Below are 15,547 nucleotides of genomic sequence, written 5' to 3'. Positions count from 1 at the left end.
CCCATTCTCATATCTTGATAAATAAAGCTCGTAAGCCAGCCTGGCGTTTTTAACCGCTGCATTAATGCTGCTGATTTGTTTTAGTTGTCCTTCAATACGTTTTGAGGCCGAACTCTGCCGTGTGTTCAGATCAAGTTTTTGAACATCATAATTTGCCTGGCGTGACCTAACCTTTGACAATATACGTTTCTTCTCTAAGTTACTGTTAGATGCATTGGTTATGTTCCAAGTAACAGCCACACCCAGCAGGTAGTTGGTGGACCCGTTTGCGTAGCCATCTAAAACTCCATTTTCCACAAAGCCATCCTGACTAATACCGCTGCCCCTCAGGGCTAGTCCTCCAAGTGCTGAAAATGATGGTAGCGCCTGGCGGCCAGCGAGCTCAGCCTGGGTCTGGCCATACCTTACAGCATCATCAAGTACTTGCAAGTATGGGTGACCAGGCTCTATCACGCCGCCTTGCATTACAGGAGCCGGGGCCAGGTAAGGCTGATAATATAGCGCCTGGGCTGTGTCCACCTCAGGTGCGAGTTCAATTAGCGCTTGCAGGTCTGAGCTTAATTTTGCTTGCCACGACTCTTGCTCTGCATCCGTCTGCAAATAAGCAGACAAGGCAAGTGAACTGTCCGCTCCCGGCTTTAAGCCTGCCACAGCCAGACTTGCCGATAACTCAAAGATTTGTTTTGTACGTGCTTCATTTTGAAGTGCCCATTGCAAATTGACTTTACTGTTTAACAGCTTCAAAAACAATTGGGTAGATCTGGTTTTAAGCCTAAGCTGTTCAGCGCCGAGCTCGTTTGTCGCCTGATCGATACCCAGATCAGCAGCTTTGATGGAAAGATTTTTGCGGCCAAATTCGAAGAACTTCCAATCTGCTACAACCGATCCGAAGGTATTGAATGCTGCTGACGGCTGGCGTGGTTGCCCTGAGGCCCGGCCATTGATATTAATCACGCCAGGAAGTGGAAAAAATGCACCGCTGCTGCTGGCATAGGTCCCCATCGAATTTTGGAGCTGCAATTGCACATTGGGCATATAGGCATTATTCCGGGTGAGCCTCTTAGTGAATCTGGATTCATCCAGCTGCGCTTGTTTTGAGCTTAATGATGGATAATCGGAAAGGGTCATTTCCCAAATTTTGGTAAGTCCCAAACTGGATTGTGCATGCAAGGACGAGCTGACAAACATCACGAAAATGCTTGACAGACAAAGCTTAAGCCTTATCATATTAAATCTATTAAATTTAAAACTGCGGCATCAACAAGGGTAAAATCTTGTTAGTACCAATAAAAAGTTAGATTTATTATGTAGGCTCAAATCAGAAGATATCTGTTTTTGATGTAGATGGGAATGCCAGTTTTGGCAAGTAAAACTTTAAAGTGATGCGCCAAGGGGCTGTGCACATCTCCCAGGAATCTAGCGAATATCAGCAGAAATGGCAGATACGACAATGTAAAGAACTCAGCCGCCGGCAAGGTAGCCGTATCTGATGTGGTACTAAGGTGCTGATCAGCATAAGCAGAGTTGTTATGAATTCCACAAGGCTCATGCTGGGTCACCGTAGTAGCAACAGGTAAACCTTTATCGATTCTCTGCGTGGTATTCTCTTTGCTTGAGTGATCTAGAAGTGCATCACGCAAAGATTTTTTAATTTGACAGTTGGACAACAAAAACAAAATAAAAAACAAGAAGACCACCGCCCTGACAGGCTTGCGTCCTTGAACTTGATGTTTTATACTGAATTGTTTCACTGTAAAATCAAATATTGCAAGTGGAAGTTATATCAGATCAGGTCTCCCGACCGCTTGCTTTAATATTGTTAACGCAAACGATCGGGTTTTTAGTGAATCAAAAGTCATTTTTTTTTTAAAATGCTCTCGGAAGATTAATCACTAATCAACAGCAGGCTGCTCATCAAACTCTTTGATGTGTTCTCCAATGTCATATACGGCTTTGCCTTCCCCAATTAACGAAGCAATCAATGAGCTGCCAATAGCGCTTCGGTATCCACCCGCGCAGTGTACTGCAATCGGCTTATCATGAGGGATTTCATCAATCCTGCTTTTCAAATCGGCCAGCGGAATCGAAATACTACTACTGAAAATTGGATTCTCAGATACTTCCGAGCTGTTTCTTACATCAACAATGGTGTATTTGTCCTGATGATCCCTAAAATCTTCCAGGTCCAAAGGCTGAATAGTTTGCTTCCCACCGTTTAATACAAAAGCTTCCTTGATCTTGGCTTCATATCCGATGGATGCTGTGCGCTTAATAAGCTCTTTTAAAGTTTCTAAATTCTGGGCAGCAAGGTAAAACTGCTCCGAAGGATCAATCATGCTCCCCAGCCAGGTTTCGAACTTGGCTCCGTCCATAATATTAATGGATCCGGCCAGATGCCCGTTTTTAAAATCCTGTTGGTCGCGGCTATCTACAACCCATAGATCAGGATCTAATTGCTCAACCTTACTTTGCCCGAATGATGAAGCCAGCTTTACTTTACCAATACTGTCCCCAAATGCTGGTGCACCTTTTTTATTCAGATCGACATCAAAAGGAAAATAGCCTGGAATAAAGGGCTGATCAGAGCTTAATTGTTGTACAAAGGCTTCCTGACTCATGGGTTGCAGGGACCAGTTCTCTCTCTTTTGCTCTCCCATGCTGCTGCTGGCAGCATCACTCAGCGCTTTTCCGCATAAAGTGCCCGCTCCATGCGCCGGATAGAGGATCACATCATCAGGTAATGGAAGTAGTTTTTTGCGAAGTGAATCATACATTTTAGCTGCCAGTCTGTTGCGCTGCGCGTCCATGTCTTTGCCAGTTCCTCTCAAATCCGGACGGCCACAATCGCCAATGAACAGCGTATCCCCACTGAACAAATATTTAGGTTTGCCATCATGTTCTAAAAGAACGGATATGCTGTCATCCGAATGGCCTGGTGTGTTAATAGCTTTCAATATGATTTTGCCAAAAGCTAATGTGTCTCCTTCGTCAAAAGGCGTCAAAGTGTAAGCAGCGTCAATTTTTCGGCTCGCATAAATGGCAGCACCAGTGGTCTGGGCAATTTCCAGATGACTGCTGACGAAGTCGGCATGTGAATGCGTTTCTATTACAGCGATAATCTGGGCTTGATGCTCTTTTGCAAACGCATAATAAGGCTCTGGATTCCGGGCCGGATCGATTAATACCATTTTTGATTCGCATTCACTTAGGATGGCATAACTGTAATGTGCCAAGTATTTATCTTCGAATTGTCGTATTTTCATAACAAAATCTTTTTTAATTCAACTCTTTACTGAAACTAATGAGGTAATTGATCCCTAAACCGGCCATACACCCAGGTTCCTGCCACTGCGCTAATTAGCGTGACGATTACAACAGTTGCCCCCATACCAATCTGTGCAAACAAAGGCCCCGGACAAGCGCCGGTCAAAGCCCAGCCCAGCCCAAATAATAGGCCTCCATAAATTTGGCCTTTATTGAACTTCTTATCGGTGAAGATGATAGCTTCCCCTGAAATGGTTTTGATCCGGTACCGTTTGATAAGCCACACTGAAATCATTCCGACCAGTACGGCGCTTCCAATAATGCCGTACATATGAAACGATTGCAGCCTGAACATTTCCTGGATCCTAAACCAGCTGATCACTTCTGCTTTCACAAATAGTACGCCAAAAAGTAATCCAACCACAAGGTATTTTAAGTTATAATACCATTTATGTTGTTTTTGGCTTTCATTGATACATATTGAATCCGTTGTACGGATGTCATGCTCACTTTGTGAGCTGTGAGCTATTGATAAATTTGCCATTCTCTTTTACTGTTTTACTTTAATGAAATCCGCAAAAAGGAAATCCTGATTTGTTTGAAAAGGGGTAATATGCCCCGCATAAAAATGTGTATTTACGGCAAACGAATCTTTAAAGACATCGGCAAGTGCAGTCATATCGTACTGACTCACCGGCAATCCACTGCATTTCTGAGGGCCGGACAAAGAAAAAGTGCCCAAAATCATATGCCCTTTTGCGACCGCGTTTTCAGCGATGCGCTTATATTGGGCTTTCTGCTCAGCAGTGATCAGGAAGTGAAACACCGCCCTGTCGTGCCAGATTGCGTATTGTCTTTCCGGTGTAAAATCCAGTATGTCGACCACCAGCCAGGTAACCTGCTCAGACTTTGCTCCAAGCCTTTTTTGGGCTTTCTCTATCGCCTTGGCTGAAATATCCAAAACTGTTATATCCGAGTAACCTTCCAGCAATAAATAATCTACAAGCAGGCTGTCGCCGCCACCAATGTCAATGATTGCACTATCTTTCGCGGTATTTGTATCCTGAATCAGGGCCAATGAATGCGCTGGCTTCTGTTCTGTCCAGCTTAACTGCTCTGGTGAGCTGGTACCATAAATATTTTCCCAATGTGCTTTTAAGTTATCTTTCATCTGCTTACATCATTAATATGAAAGGCAATATCCAGTTTGCCATTACAAATCCGCCAATCATAAAACATACTGTTGCAACCAGCGAGGGCCATTGCAGGGTAGCAAGTCCCATAATCGCGTGACCGCTCGTGCAGCCACCCGCGTAGCGCGCACCAAACCCTACCAGAAACCCACCACCAACCATCATGATAAAACCGGGCAGCGTCAAAAGTTTATTCCAACTTACCAGCTCAACAGGCACGAGCGATGAAAAATCAGTAACACCATAAATGCTCAGCTCTTTTACCAATGATGGGTTCAGCTGGACTGGCGCGGTGTTGGCCAGAAATGTCACCGCTATCATCCCTCCCAAAAAGATACCCAGCACAAAAAACATATTCCACAACTCCTTTTTCCAATCGTATTGAAAAAACGGGATTTTAGCCGGAACGCACATGGCGCAAACATGCCGGAGCGATGATGAAATCCCAAAGGACTTATTACCCAGTATTAAAAGTGCAGGCACTGTTAGCCCGATCAGCGGCCCGGCCACATACCATGGCCAGGGCTGTTTTATTATTTCCAGCATAATAGTTTAAAGGTGTTTTTTTATTGAATTTTTTGTCTGAGCTTATCCCAGGCCCCGCCGTTATAAACCTGGACCCCGGCCATTTTTAATATCCCTTCTGCCAGCCCACTGCGCGTGCCGCTACGACAACAGGTAATGACAGGCTTTCCATATTTTTTCAAAAATGATGCTTTGTCGCTTATCTTATCAAGCGGAATATTAATGCTCTCATCAATATGGCCCGATGCGAATTCCTCAGGGCTACGCACGTCAACGATCAGTGCCCCGTGCCCGACAAGGCCTTTCAAGTCTGTTTTATTATTTCCGAAAAACAATGACATAATTCCCATGATCTTATCTTACAATAGTGTACTTGGACAAACATAATTGCTTACTTCAAGCTTGCCTGAATCCTTAATTGCCTTAAAACCTCCCCTGACATCGATCAGATTGTCATATCCCCGTGCTTTGAGTACTGAATTAAAGATCATCGACCGGTAACCGCCGGCGCAGTGTACGAAGTACGTTTTGTTTTTATCGATCTGCGCCAGGTGATCATTGATATAATCCAGGGGGATATTTTCTGCATCCAACATATGCTCAGAGAGGAACTCACTTGCCTTACGTACGTCCAGCACGCCGATGGCAGGGTCAATTTTCAAGCGCTGACTCATCTGGTCAGCGGTTACTGACTGGATCTGGCTGGTTTCTTTACCGGCTTTGACCCAGGCATCGATCCCGCCTTTTAAATATCCGATCGTATGGTCATAGCCCACACGCGCAAGACGGGTCACCACTTCTTCTTCCCTACCCTGCTCAGTAATAATCAATATGCTTTGTTTGATGTCGGGAATAAGCGCTCCAACCCAGGGAGCAAAGCCGCCATTTATCCCGATGTTGATCGAGTTAGGCACGAACCCTTTTGCAAAGATTTCTGCATCCCGGGTATCAAGGACGACCGCGCCAGTTTGGTTTGCCACCGCCTCAAAAGCCGCCGCATCCAAAGCCTGGGCTCCCCTTTCAAGAACCCTGTCAATGCTTTCGTAGCCATTGACATTCATCAAAACGTTCTCGGGAAAATAAGCAGGGGGTGGCATCAGGCCACCCGTAACTTCTTCGACAAATTCTTCCCTGGTCATATCCGGTCTGAGGGCATAGTTGGAGGTTTTCTGGCTACCCAATGTATCGGTTGTTTCCTTGCTCATGTTTTTACCGCACGCACTTCCTGCGCCGTGGGCCGGATAGACAATAATATCATCAGCAAGCGGCATAATCTTATTTCGCAAGGAATCAAACAGATGCTCTGCCAGCTTTTCTTGTGTCAGTCCGGCGGATACCTTTTGTGCCAGATCAGGACGCCCAACATCACCAATGAACAGGGTATCCCCTGTAAAAATGCCAACCTGTTTTCCCTGCTGATCACTTAAAAGATAACAGGTGCTTTCCATGGTGTGCCCTGGCGTATGCAATACTGTAAGCGACACATCGCCCACTTTCAGAACCTGGCCGTCCACGGCTACAAGAGCATCAAAGCCGGGTTTAGCGGTCGGACCAAAAACGATTTGCGCACCTGTTTTTTCAGCCAGGTCAATATGGCCTGATACAAAATCCGCATGAAAATGCGTTTCCAGGACAAATTTTATTTTTGCCCCATTTTGTTCTGCACGGTTGATATAGGGCTCAACTTCACGCAGTGGGTCGATTACGACAGCTTCCCCATTGCTTTCGATATAATAGGCTCCTTGCGAGAGGCAGCCGGTATAAATTTGCTCAATTTCCATAGTGATGGTCTTTTGATTTTTCAAACCTTTTTGAATTAACTATACAAATTTCAGGATGTTTAGCTGGCCGGTCAGTGACAAGAGTCACATTGCGGGGAAAAAATGAAAATCATTTCACCTGCTTGGCCAGTAATTGAAAATTTATTTGAGATGTATCAGCTCGGAGGATATAATGTAAATCCCCATCACCAGCACAAACCAGCCAAACCCTTTCTTCAAAGAAGTAGCATTAACCCTTTTGGCTAGGATGCCCCCGATTAAAATCCCTGCCATGGCAATACCAGTAATTTTCAGTAGAAAAGCCCAGTCAATCACAAAATGTCCTATATCCCCTGCAAAACCAATCAGCGAATTAAGCGCGATAATCAGAAGCGAAGTGCCCACAGCTTCCTTCATAGGCATACCCAGGATCAATACCAAGGTCGGTATCAGCAAAAACCCGCCGCCTGCTCCCAGAAAGCCCGTAGTAAGTCCAATACCGATGCCACTTAAAAGCATCCGGGCAATATTACCTTTTAAGTCGCACTCCAAACACCCCGGTTTTCGCTCCTTGCTCTTGATCATGCCTACCGATGCCGCCACCATCAGCACAGCAAAGAGTACCATCGTCAGTAAAGGTTCGGTGATCTGAAAGGCTCCAATGCTAAAAAGATCATGGGGCACCAAGGGAATTAAAAACTTACGCGTCAGGAAAACCGTTGTGATCGATGTGCTTCCGAACAGCAGTGCAGTTTTGATTTTGACTGCGCCTTTACGGTAATTGCTATATGCCCCGACAAGACTGGTTGATCCGACAATGAACAGCGAGTACGATGTTGATACCAAAGGACTAATACCGAACATATAGACCAGGACAGGGACAGTCAAAATGGAGCCGCCCCCGCCGATCATACCCAATGAGATACCAATAAATACAGACGCTATGTAGGCGATGATTTCCATTTTTTTGCATTGTTTATGCTGCAAAAATCAGAAGTGTCAAGCGCCGGGAAAGTGATAAAGGTCACATATGGGAAATAATATTTGTTATGTCCCCAAGCTTTTAGAAACAAACATCTCGGAACCTTTTAGTTCGCATTTTTTTTATGACTTTATGCCCCGCTTAATCATTTAGCTAGTTATGAGTGAAGATATTTCCTACTTTCTCGACACCGTTTTCCCGGATTTCGAACCTGAATTAAAACAGCACCTGATCCGGGAATGCAGCCTGAAAACGATTCCAGCCGGAGAAGTAATCATGCGGGCCGGACAGTACATTAAACATACCTTGCTTATTGGAAGCGGGAGAGTGAAACTTTACCGTCAGGGTGATGATGGGCAGGAAGCCTTTATCTATGATCTGGAACCGGGAAGCGCATGCGCCTTGTCCATGATCTGTAATACCAAACAAGAGGCTAGTGAGATCATGGCCAAAGCCCTGGAAGATACCGTTGCAATTCTGATCCCGATCCAGTTAATGGACGAGCTGATGCAAAAATATAAAACCTGGTACTACTTTGTCATCGCCAACTACCGGGCCCGCTTTGAAGAGCTGCTGGTGGTATTTGACAATGTAGTATTTAAGGGCATGGATGAAAGGCTGGAATTTTACCTAAAAAATCGGTTTAGCACTACTAAGACCAGTCAGATTTTAATTACCCATCATCAGATTGCCAATGATCTCAATACTTCTCGGGAAGTCATATCAAGATTGTTAAAAAAAATGGAACAGGATCAAAAAATCAGACTTCAAAGAAATAGTATAGAATGGGTTACCCGGATGTAATTTACTTGATCTCCCAACTCTGATTTATTGAGACACTTCCAGCTAACATGCAATATTTCGGTAGGTTTGTAATTACCTTTTAACCTCGAATTACTCTGAGAAGAATAGCTACAACCGCTATCACAAGCAAATAATGAAAGATGTTGCCCATCCCAAAGCCGTCAAATCCAAGATACCCGATCAGCCAAAGGATTATTAATATCAGGGCGAGCGTTGATAGTATGTTTCCAATAATATCTTTCAAAAGTATTGACAGTTAAATAAAACGGCAGTCTGAGACAGCCATCTGTATTAAAATTAGCGAGATACGCAGTGCTGTTGTTGGGACCAAAATAAACACCTATTTGCCGACCGCTTTTCCCTGACAAGATATCTCTGTGATCATCGGCAATTTTGGGTAATTCTTATAAAAGGGTAAAAAGCTTGAATTAAAATCAATCTTCAACCATTTTGTATAATACCTATGCCGACATTATACACTCTGTAATAGATATGCAATCAGCAGAATGCTAATCAGGAAAATAACCCCAGTCAACACTGTGGTAAGTACTGTAGTGGGTTTGTACTCTCCGGTTTCAAGCTGCCTTTCAGTCCTGCGGTATTGTAAGAAAGCAAACAGGATGGAAAGCGTACCTAGGGCGACCAGAATAATTCCGATTATCGATGAATAGCCATGAGAGGGCGCAGTTACTTTCGTATGCAATACAAAACCAATCTGTTTAACGAAAAGCGAAAATTTTACTACCACAAAGCCAAACGCCATGATGCCGATGCCAGTTCTAACCCAAGCCAGATAAGTCCGCTCGTTGGCAAGGTGGTCATTGGGCTTAAATGGTGATAGATTATCTTTTTCTTTATCGGTGTTCATCTACGAGATTTCTTAGGGATTAATAAGTATTATTATGTGCCTCATAAGTCCATACAACTTCCGAATATAGATCAGATAATTTATCAATCAATGGGTTGGCTCTTTCATAGTATTGCTGCTCACTAATACTGCCCTGATTGTATTGCACCAGTAAATTATCCAGTTCCTTTTTAATCTGGGATTTAGACATCTTCCTTTTCTGCTTTGCTCGCAGTCTACGTTTATTTCTGCTCTTGTTTGAAGTAAGGACAGTAGAAAGATAATGAACCCAAAAACACACTACACCCAAAATAAGCAGGCATAATAGATCTAGTAGTATCATGGTAATGACAAGTTAGAGATCCAAGTAACTTCAAATTTCCGTCGCTCTAATTCATGGCAACCTGCGCCCCATCTTTCATATCATTTCGTGGATTGACAATGATTTGGTCCCCATCTCTGAGCGCGCCAAAAACTTCTGTCATCTCATCCGATTGCATGCCTTTACGGACTTCAACAAACTGGGCTTTTCCCTGATTAACCTTAATCACATACTGCCCTTCTGTCGATGTGACGACCGCTTCTGCTGGCACGGTAAGAGCACCCTGCGTACCTTCCGGAGTGAAGACAACTTCGGCGAACATACCAGGCTTGATTTCCCCCTTGGCATTTGCCACATCTATTTCAATAGTCTCTGAGCGGAATTTTTGGTTCATATTTCCTGAACGGCGGCTGACCTTACCCTTGAATTGCTCGCCAGGCATTGCATTAACTGTGAAACTGACCTGTTTTCCTTGCTTTAATCCAACGCTATATGTCTCAGGCACATCTACGACCAACCTAAGCCGGTTTTGCTGCTGGAGCATCAGCATCGGCCCTTGCAGGCGCACTCCGGAGCCAACCAACGCACCAGGGTGAACATTCCTTTCCGTAATGACGCCATCGAAGGGCGCGCGCACTGTAAGATAAGATTTGATCTTGGTAAGCGCATTAAAGTTAGCCTGCTCCCCCATCGCCGCTGCACTATCTGCCATCATCTTGGCATTGGCGCTTTCCAGGTCCAGCGCTGACACAGAGCCACGGATGCCAGCACTGGCTTTTAGCCTTTTGTAATGCTCGTGACTAGCCACCAGCATGGCTTTTGCTTTTAGGTAATTCGAGCGGGCTGCTACCAACTGCTCTTCGGTTTCAGGAGCCTCCAAGACCATCAACACCTGCCCTTTGCGGACATTGCTTCCACGGTCTACAAGCACTTTTTCTACGAACCCGTCCGCCTTTGGGTAGATGCTCACTTCCTGAAAAGCCATGAATTCGCCAGGCAGCTGAACATGCTGGCCCACTTTCGCAGAGCTCACCATCCCAAGCTTTACAGCTGGCTTGGTTACGCTTTTTTTCTGTGTTTTGGTTTCGGCAGACTCTGAGGACGAGCAAGCGCTGAACACGGTCAGCCCAATTGTAAGAGCGAGACAATTATATGTTATGATTTTCATAAGTAGGTTGTTCTGAATGGCCATTGACATGTAAATCTGGGGCGCTAGCCTGCGCGTTTTCAACGGGTAAAAGGGATGGATCTTTATAAGCTGTTTTATTTTGCAAAAACACATATACCTGGGGTACGATGTAAAGTGCCGCCAGCGTCGAAGCAATCAATCCGCCGATCACCGCGCGGCCAAGCGGGGCAACCTGCTCTCCGGCTTCCCCGGTTCCCAATGCCATCGGCACCATACCGGCCACCATCGCAAAGCTGGTCATGAGCACTGGCCGGAGACGCGCGCCTGCACTTTCTAACGCAGCGCGGCGCACGTCGCGGTACTCCCATCGCAGCCGCTCGGCATTCGTTACGATCAGGATCGCATTGGCAACGGAAATACCCGTTGACATAATGATACCCATGTAAGATTGCAGGTTTAGCGTACTGCCAGTCAATAGCAGAAATGCAATTGAGCCCACGATTACGGCTGGCACTGTTGAAAGGATCACCAGCGACAACTTAAATGACTGATAGTTGGCAGCCAAAAGCAAAAAGATCACCACAATTGCAATGCCCAGTCCAAGTTGCAAGCTGTCCAAAGTTTCTGTTAATAGCGATGACATCCCTTTCACTTCTGTTACCAGGCCTTTTGGTGCCGCTCCCAACCCTGCGATTACCTTTTCAACTGATCGGGTGGCACTACCCAGATCCTGGTGATGGATGTTGGCTGAAACGGTTACAAAGCGCCGCGGCCCTATCCGTGCGTATTCTCCTGGAAGTGTATCGACCGAGAAGGTAGCTACATCGGCAAGCACTGGTCTGGGCTGACCTGCTACCAGCGGAATTTCCTGTAACTGAGCCATGTTTCGCATCGCAAATTCAGGGATCTGGACCTGCACCTGATAGGTATATGCAGCCTTTTGATCGAGCCATTGATTCTTTTCCGTATAACGGCTGGACGATGTTGAAGCGGTGATGGATCTCGCAGTTTGCTGTAAGCTCAGTCCCATAGTTGCCAGTTTCTGTCGGTCGAGCTTTATGTTGATGACTGGAAATTTAAGTGGCTGAATGATCCGCACATCCCGTAAATGGTCTTGCTCCGACAAGCCCTTGACCAGCTTATTAGCATAGCCTTCAATTTCTTTCATATCCCTTCCGGCAACCTGCACCTCGATGGGCGTGAAAGCCCCGCCGCTCATAAGTTTTTCGGTTAGATCGGCGGGTTCGAATGATAAGGTAATCTCTGGCATCCGCTCGGCTACGGCCATTCGGATCCTTTCTTTCAAATCCTGCATATTGGTTTTGTATTCGGGATCAAGGCCTACCTTGATCACCGCGTCATTGGGGCCACTCGTGCTTACATACAAATTTGTGGTCGCATAGTTGGTTGGCACAACGCCAACGTAAGCCGATGAAATTGCCAGGTGGTCATCAGAGGCTTCATTGACCAATGCCAACAATTCACTCACTTTTTCCTCGGTCCGTTCAAGCCTTGTTCCGTCAGGCGTTTTCATGCGGATCACCATTTGACCGGAATTGAGCTGCGGTAGCATGTCTTTTCCAATCCAGACGAATCCTGCTGCCGCCAGTGCAAAAATGAGCACCAGATAAAGCCCAACAACCAGTTTGTTGCTTTTAACAAAACGCTCGTTCTGTCGCATGAAACCGCCTCGAATCCTATCAAAGAATGTAACCTTAGGCTCAGCACCAGCGGATTTCTCATACACATGCTCTTTAAGCATCCAGTTAGCAAGGATCGGCACCAGGCTCTGAGCCAGGAAATAGGATACCGTCATGGCAAAACCAATTGATAGCGACAGCGGCAAGAACATCGCCCTGGGAACGCCCGACATAATAAAAGAAGGTGCAAAAACAGCAATGATACAAAGCAGGATCAGCAGCAGTGGTAGCGCGACTTCCTTACAGGCATCGTAAATAGCCTGCTTCTGGGGCTTGCCCATTTCAATATGCTGATGGATGTTTTCAATGGTCACCGTGGCCTGGTCCACCAAAACGCCGATGGCTAGTGCCAAACCCGACAAAGTCATGATGTTGATCGTTTGACCTGCAAGGCTTAGCATCAGCACAGCGGCGACGATAGAGACAGGGATCGTAATGATTACAATCAGCGAAGAGCGCCAGTCGCCCAGAAATAGCAGCACCATCAGGCCGGTAAGGATAGCTCCTAGCCCTCCCTCAAAAAGCAGGCTCTTTACTGAATTGATTACAAAAACAGATTGGTCAAATTCGTAGTTAACTTCAATGTCGTCGGGCAGCAGACTGCGCATTTCGGGAAGCCTGGCTTTTAATGCTGTCACCACATCCCAAGTGGATGCGTCAGCGGTTTTCACGACAGGGATGTAAGAGGAGCGGCTGCCATTGACCAGCGCGTAGCCTGCCGTTACATCCGACGCATCGGCCACATTTCCCAAATCACGAAGGAATACAGTCCGGTGACCGTCTGTGGTAACCGGGATCTGGCCAAAATCTGATACCTGGTCTTCCAGCGAGTTCAGCGTGGTGATATAAGAGGTATTTCCAATCCGGATGTTTCCAGAAGGGGTCATAGCGTTGTTGGCAGCAAGGGCTTCCACTACTTCGTCAGGCGAAATGTTTAGGCTGCGGATTTTCTGCGGGTCAAGATTGATAACGATCGTGCGAGAGTTGGTACCGATCGGTGGCGGCGCAGTAAGTCCGGGAACAGTTGAAAATAGTGGCCTTATCCGGGTAACGGCCAGTTCATGGATTTCTTTGAGCGAGCGTGTCTTGCTGCTGAAAACCAAGTCACCGATCGGCACCGAAGAAGCATCGTAACGAACCACCTGCGGCGGCAATGCGCCGGGTGGAAAGAACTTCATCGCCCGGTTGACCTGGATAGCGACTTCGGCCGCAGCCTGGGCCATGTCGCTGCCTTCATAGAAGGCTAGCTTGACAACAGTAAGACCCTGAACGCTTTTGCTGGAAATTTCTTTGATACCACCAATGTACAGGAACTGGTCCTGCATGCGGGTAGCAAAGAAACCTTCCATCTGCGCGGGAGACATACCCCCATAGGGCTCGATCACATAGATCACCGGTGAGTTAAGCCGTGGAAAAATATCGATCGGTATCCGGCTAGCCGACATAACCGAGAAAACAACGAGCCCCGCAATGAGTACCATGACTGATATAGGGCGTTTTAATGAGGCTGATAGCATATTTATACTGGGTTATGGCCGCCTGAAAAGATCAAAAAATGGTTCAAAATCACTGGTAGCATAGGCCTTTTCCAGTCTGACGGCAACCGCCCGCCGCTGCACGTCGATCACCTGCCGCTCTACCCTGGTGAGAAGCTGCAAAGCATCGGTGATGCCCAGGATATTTTCAATCCCATTATTATAAAGGGACATGCGCTGCTGGTAGGCAAGGGTAGCTGATCTTACCGTGACAGGAAGCTCGCGCAAGGAAAGCCGGATGGAGGACATCACAGAGTCTGCCATCGTCAATGTGTTTTGCAGCTGCACCTGCTCGACAGTCAAGAGGCTCGCCGCTTCGCGGACACGCCACTGCTGCTGGATAGCGCGCGTCTTGACCCTTTTGAAATCAATAAGATTGACAGTGGCTGCGAGTCCCACTAAAAAATTAGTACGGCTATATCCAAAGCCCTGGCCGATTGGGCCGAAATTATTGTCAATATCAAGGCTGGTTCCTCTTGCTGAGACGGCAGTAAGCAACGTGACCCTGGGCAGGGCCGATTTACGGATCATGTCTATCTCCGCATTCTGGCGTGTAAGCAGGTTATTTTGGTACCTGAGCAGTGGATGCGATGTCAGCACGGTGCTGGGTGCAGGTTCACCCAGCAGCAAAGCGGCGTTAAAGGTGGTATCAATTTCCAGTTCGTTGACTTGCCTGCCAGTTAAAGTAGCCAGCTGCACATTGGCCCTACGATACTCTTCCTGCATCTGGTAGTAGCTCAGCTTGGCGCGTGATAGCTCGACAGAAGCCAGTGAAGAATCCAGTCCCGGCCGGATGCCGTTTTGGACAAGGTTATTGATAATACGCCTGACCGTATCAACCCTGGCCAGGTTCTGCTGCTCGATTTTGAGGTTTTGCCTGAGCCATACCAAATCCAGATAGGTTTTAATAACGACCTGGCGAAGTCCAAACTGCTCACGTTCCAGTCCCGACTCGCCTACTGCGATGTCGGCATTGGCCAGTTTATTTTCAGCCCCAAAGCGGCCAAAGTTATAGATTTCCCAGTCAGCAGAAGCCAGCGCGATATTGCCCGAAGCAAGGTCCGATGCGTTTTCCGGCCTTCGTCCACCAGACGTAGGTACGATAAGGCCCATCGAAAAGTACGAGCCGGAAAGCCCGTTGGCGGTACCCAGATTAACCTGGTCATGCAACTTGACATTAGGCAGCCGGTTATCGCGTAGCACCTGCAAGTTGGCACGGAAGGCTTCCAGGGCTGACCTTTGCGCGGCAAGCGTAGGATAATGGTTAATGGTGGCTTCGACGGCCCCTTGCAAACTCAGGGTTTGCCCCAGTGCAGGTGGATGCCGGTAAAAGATCAGGATTAGAAAAAAGGTTAGGAATAGACAGCGGTTCATAGATTTAATATCGTGCAGCACCTTCTTTGGCACTAGGGGTACATCTTACTGTTTCAAATTAAATGGGCACCTGGTTAGAGGGTGGTGAGAAGGTTATTAGAATTTGGTGAGA

15 protein-coding genes are annotated in these 15,547 nt (G+C 46.6%); 1 reads left to right on the top strand and 14 read right to left on the bottom strand.

Features of this window, described 5'->3' with window-relative positions:
* The 9 genes from ACTIE6_RS08270 to ACTIE6_RS08230 all read right to left on the bottom strand — a co-directional run.
* Nucleotides 1-1,128 (bottom strand): TolC family protein (locus ACTIE6_RS08270; RefSeq protein ID WP_439556185.1); only part of this gene is annotated, 1,128 nt, incomplete at its 3' end.
* Nucleotides 1,129-1,313: 185 nt separating this feature from the next.
* A complete protein-coding gene (locus tag ACTIE6_RS08265) occupies nucleotides 1,314-1,751 on the bottom strand; it encodes a hypothetical protein (protein WP_439556184.1) in 438 nt (145 codons plus the stop codon).
* A gap of 141 nt (nucleotides 1,752-1,892) precedes the next feature.
* Complete coding sequence (locus tag ACTIE6_RS08260; protein WP_439556183.1) at nucleotides 1,893-3,263, bottom strand: MBL fold metallo-hydrolase; 1,371 nt, start codon at nucleotides 3,261-3,263, stop codon at nucleotides 1,893-1,895.
* 35 nt (nucleotides 3,264-3,298) lie between these two features.
* Nucleotides 3,299-3,808, bottom strand: coding sequence for a DUF6691 family protein (locus ACTIE6_RS08255; protein ID WP_439556182.1), 510 nt, complete (start codon nucleotides 3,806-3,808; stop codon nucleotides 3,299-3,301).
* Between the two features lie 6 nt (nucleotides 3,809-3,814).
* Nucleotides 3,815-4,435 (bottom strand): class I SAM-dependent methyltransferase, encoded by a 621-nt coding sequence (locus tag ACTIE6_RS08250; RefSeq protein ID WP_439556181.1) that lies wholly within the window; start codon nucleotides 4,433-4,435, stop codon nucleotides 3,815-3,817.
* 4 nt (nucleotides 4,436-4,439) lie between these two features.
* The gene (locus ACTIE6_RS08245) at nucleotides 4,440-5,003 is read right to left on the bottom strand and encodes a YeeE/YedE family protein (protein WP_439556180.1); all 564 of its coding nucleotides are present in this window, start codon (nucleotides 5,001-5,003) and stop codon (nucleotides 4,440-4,442) included.
* Between the two features lie 20 nt (nucleotides 5,004-5,023).
* Complete coding sequence (locus ACTIE6_RS08240) at nucleotides 5,024-5,323, bottom strand: rhodanese-like domain-containing protein (RefSeq protein ID WP_439556179.1); 300 nt, start codon at nucleotides 5,321-5,323, stop codon at nucleotides 5,024-5,026.
* 18 nt (nucleotides 5,324-5,341) lie between these two features.
* The gene (locus tag ACTIE6_RS08235; RefSeq protein WP_439556178.1) at nucleotides 5,342-6,763 is read right to left on the bottom strand and encodes an MBL fold metallo-hydrolase; all 1,422 of its coding nucleotides are present in this window, start codon (nucleotides 6,761-6,763) and stop codon (nucleotides 5,342-5,344) included.
* 141 nt (nucleotides 6,764-6,904) lie between these two features.
* Nucleotides 6,905-7,705 (bottom strand): sulfite exporter TauE/SafE family protein, encoded by an 801-nt coding sequence (locus tag ACTIE6_RS08230; protein ID WP_439556177.1) that lies wholly within the window; start codon nucleotides 7,703-7,705, stop codon nucleotides 6,905-6,907.
* 178 nt (nucleotides 7,706-7,883) lie between these two features.
* Here ACTIE6_RS08230 and ACTIE6_RS08225 point away from each other — a divergent pair, with 178 nt between their 5' ends.
* On the top strand, nucleotides 7,884-8,528 hold the full coding sequence (locus tag ACTIE6_RS08225) for a Crp/Fnr family transcriptional regulator (RefSeq protein WP_439556176.1): 645 nt from the start codon (nucleotides 7,884-7,886) through the stop codon (nucleotides 8,526-8,528).
* Nucleotides 8,529-8,607: 79 nt separating this feature from the next.
* On the opposite strand, the gene ACTIE6_RS08220 is transcribed toward ACTIE6_RS08225, so the two are convergent.
* The 5 genes from ACTIE6_RS08220 to ACTIE6_RS08200 all read right to left on the bottom strand — a co-directional run bounded on the left by ACTIE6_RS08220 (nucleotide 8,608) and on the right by ACTIE6_RS08200 (nucleotide 15,435).
* Entirely contained in the window at nucleotides 8,608-8,772 is a 165-nt protein-coding gene (locus ACTIE6_RS08220; protein ID WP_439556175.1) for a lmo0937 family membrane protein, read from the bottom strand.
* A gap of 228 nt (nucleotides 8,773-9,000) precedes the next feature.
* Nucleotides 9,001-9,396 carry a YidH family protein gene (locus ACTIE6_RS08215; protein WP_439556174.1) on the bottom strand — a complete coding sequence of 132 codons (396 nt, stop codon included), beginning with the start codon at nucleotides 9,394-9,396 and terminating at the stop codon, nucleotides 9,001-9,003.
* 368 nt (nucleotides 9,397-9,764) lie between these two features.
* On the bottom strand, nucleotides 9,765-10,865 hold the full coding sequence (locus tag ACTIE6_RS08210; protein ID WP_439556173.1) for an efflux RND transporter periplasmic adaptor subunit: 1,101 nt from the start codon (nucleotides 10,863-10,865) through the stop codon (nucleotides 9,765-9,767).
* Nucleotides 10,846-14,043 (bottom strand): efflux RND transporter permease subunit, encoded by a 3,198-nt coding sequence (locus ACTIE6_RS08205; protein ID WP_439556172.1) that lies wholly within the window; start codon nucleotides 14,041-14,043, stop codon nucleotides 10,846-10,848. Before ACTIE6_RS08205 ends, ACTIE6_RS08210 begins: the two co-directional genes overlap by 20 nt.
* 12 nt (nucleotides 14,044-14,055) lie before the next feature.
* Nucleotides 14,056-15,435 (bottom strand): TolC family protein, encoded by a 1,380-nt coding sequence (locus tag ACTIE6_RS08200; RefSeq protein ID WP_439556171.1) that lies wholly within the window; start codon nucleotides 15,433-15,435, stop codon nucleotides 14,056-14,058.
* Between the last annotated feature and the right edge of the window lie 112 nt (nucleotides 15,436-15,547).

Source organism: Dyadobacter sp. (assembly GCF_051859145.1).
Lineage (GTDB): Bacteria > Bacteroidota > Bacteroidia > Cytophagales > Spirosomataceae > Dyadobacter.
This window is presented reverse-complemented; position numbering and strand designations above follow the sequence as displayed.

Coding starts and splice junctions, on each gene's coding strand:
- ACTIE6_RS08260 (WP_439556183.1), bottom strand. CDS start 3,263: ATGAAAATACGACAATTCGAAGATAAATACTTGGCACATTACAGTTAT.
- ACTIE6_RS08255 (WP_439556182.1), bottom strand. CDS start 3,808: ATGGCAAATTTATCAATAGCTCACAGCTCACAAAGTGAGCATGACATC.
- ACTIE6_RS08250 (WP_439556181.1), bottom strand. CDS start 4,435: ATGAAAGATAACTTAAAAGCACATTGGGAAAATATTTATGGTACCAGC.
- ACTIE6_RS08245 (WP_439556180.1), bottom strand. CDS start 5,003: ATGCTGGAAATAATAAAACAGCCCTGGCCATGGTATGTGGCCGGGCCG.
- ACTIE6_RS08240 (WP_439556179.1), bottom strand. CDS start 5,323: ATGTCATTGTTTTTCGGAAATAATAAAACAGACTTGAAAGGCCTTGTC.
- ACTIE6_RS08235 (WP_439556178.1), bottom strand. CDS start 6,763: ATGGAAATTGAGCAAATTTATACCGGCTGCCTCTCGCAAGGAGCCTAT.
- ACTIE6_RS08230 (WP_439556177.1), bottom strand. CDS start 7,705: ATGGAAATCATCGCCTACATAGCGTCTGTATTTATTGGTATCTCATTG.
- ACTIE6_RS08225 (WP_439556176.1), top strand. CDS start 7,884: ATGAGTGAAGATATTTCCTACTTTCTCGACACCGTTTTCCCGGATTTC.
- ACTIE6_RS08215 (WP_439556174.1), bottom strand. CDS start 9,396: ATGAACACCGATAAAGAAAAAGATAATCTATCACCATTTAAGCCCAAT.
- ACTIE6_RS08210 (WP_439556173.1), bottom strand. CDS start 10,865: ATGAAAATCATAACATATAATTGTCTCGCTCTTACAATTGGGCTGACC.
- ACTIE6_RS08205 (WP_439556172.1), bottom strand. CDS start 14,043: ATGCTATCAGCCTCATTAAAACGCCCTATATCAGTCATGGTACTCATT.
- ACTIE6_RS08200 (WP_439556171.1), bottom strand. CDS start 15,435: ATGAACCGCTGTCTATTCCTAACCTTTTTTCTAATCCTGATCTTTTAC.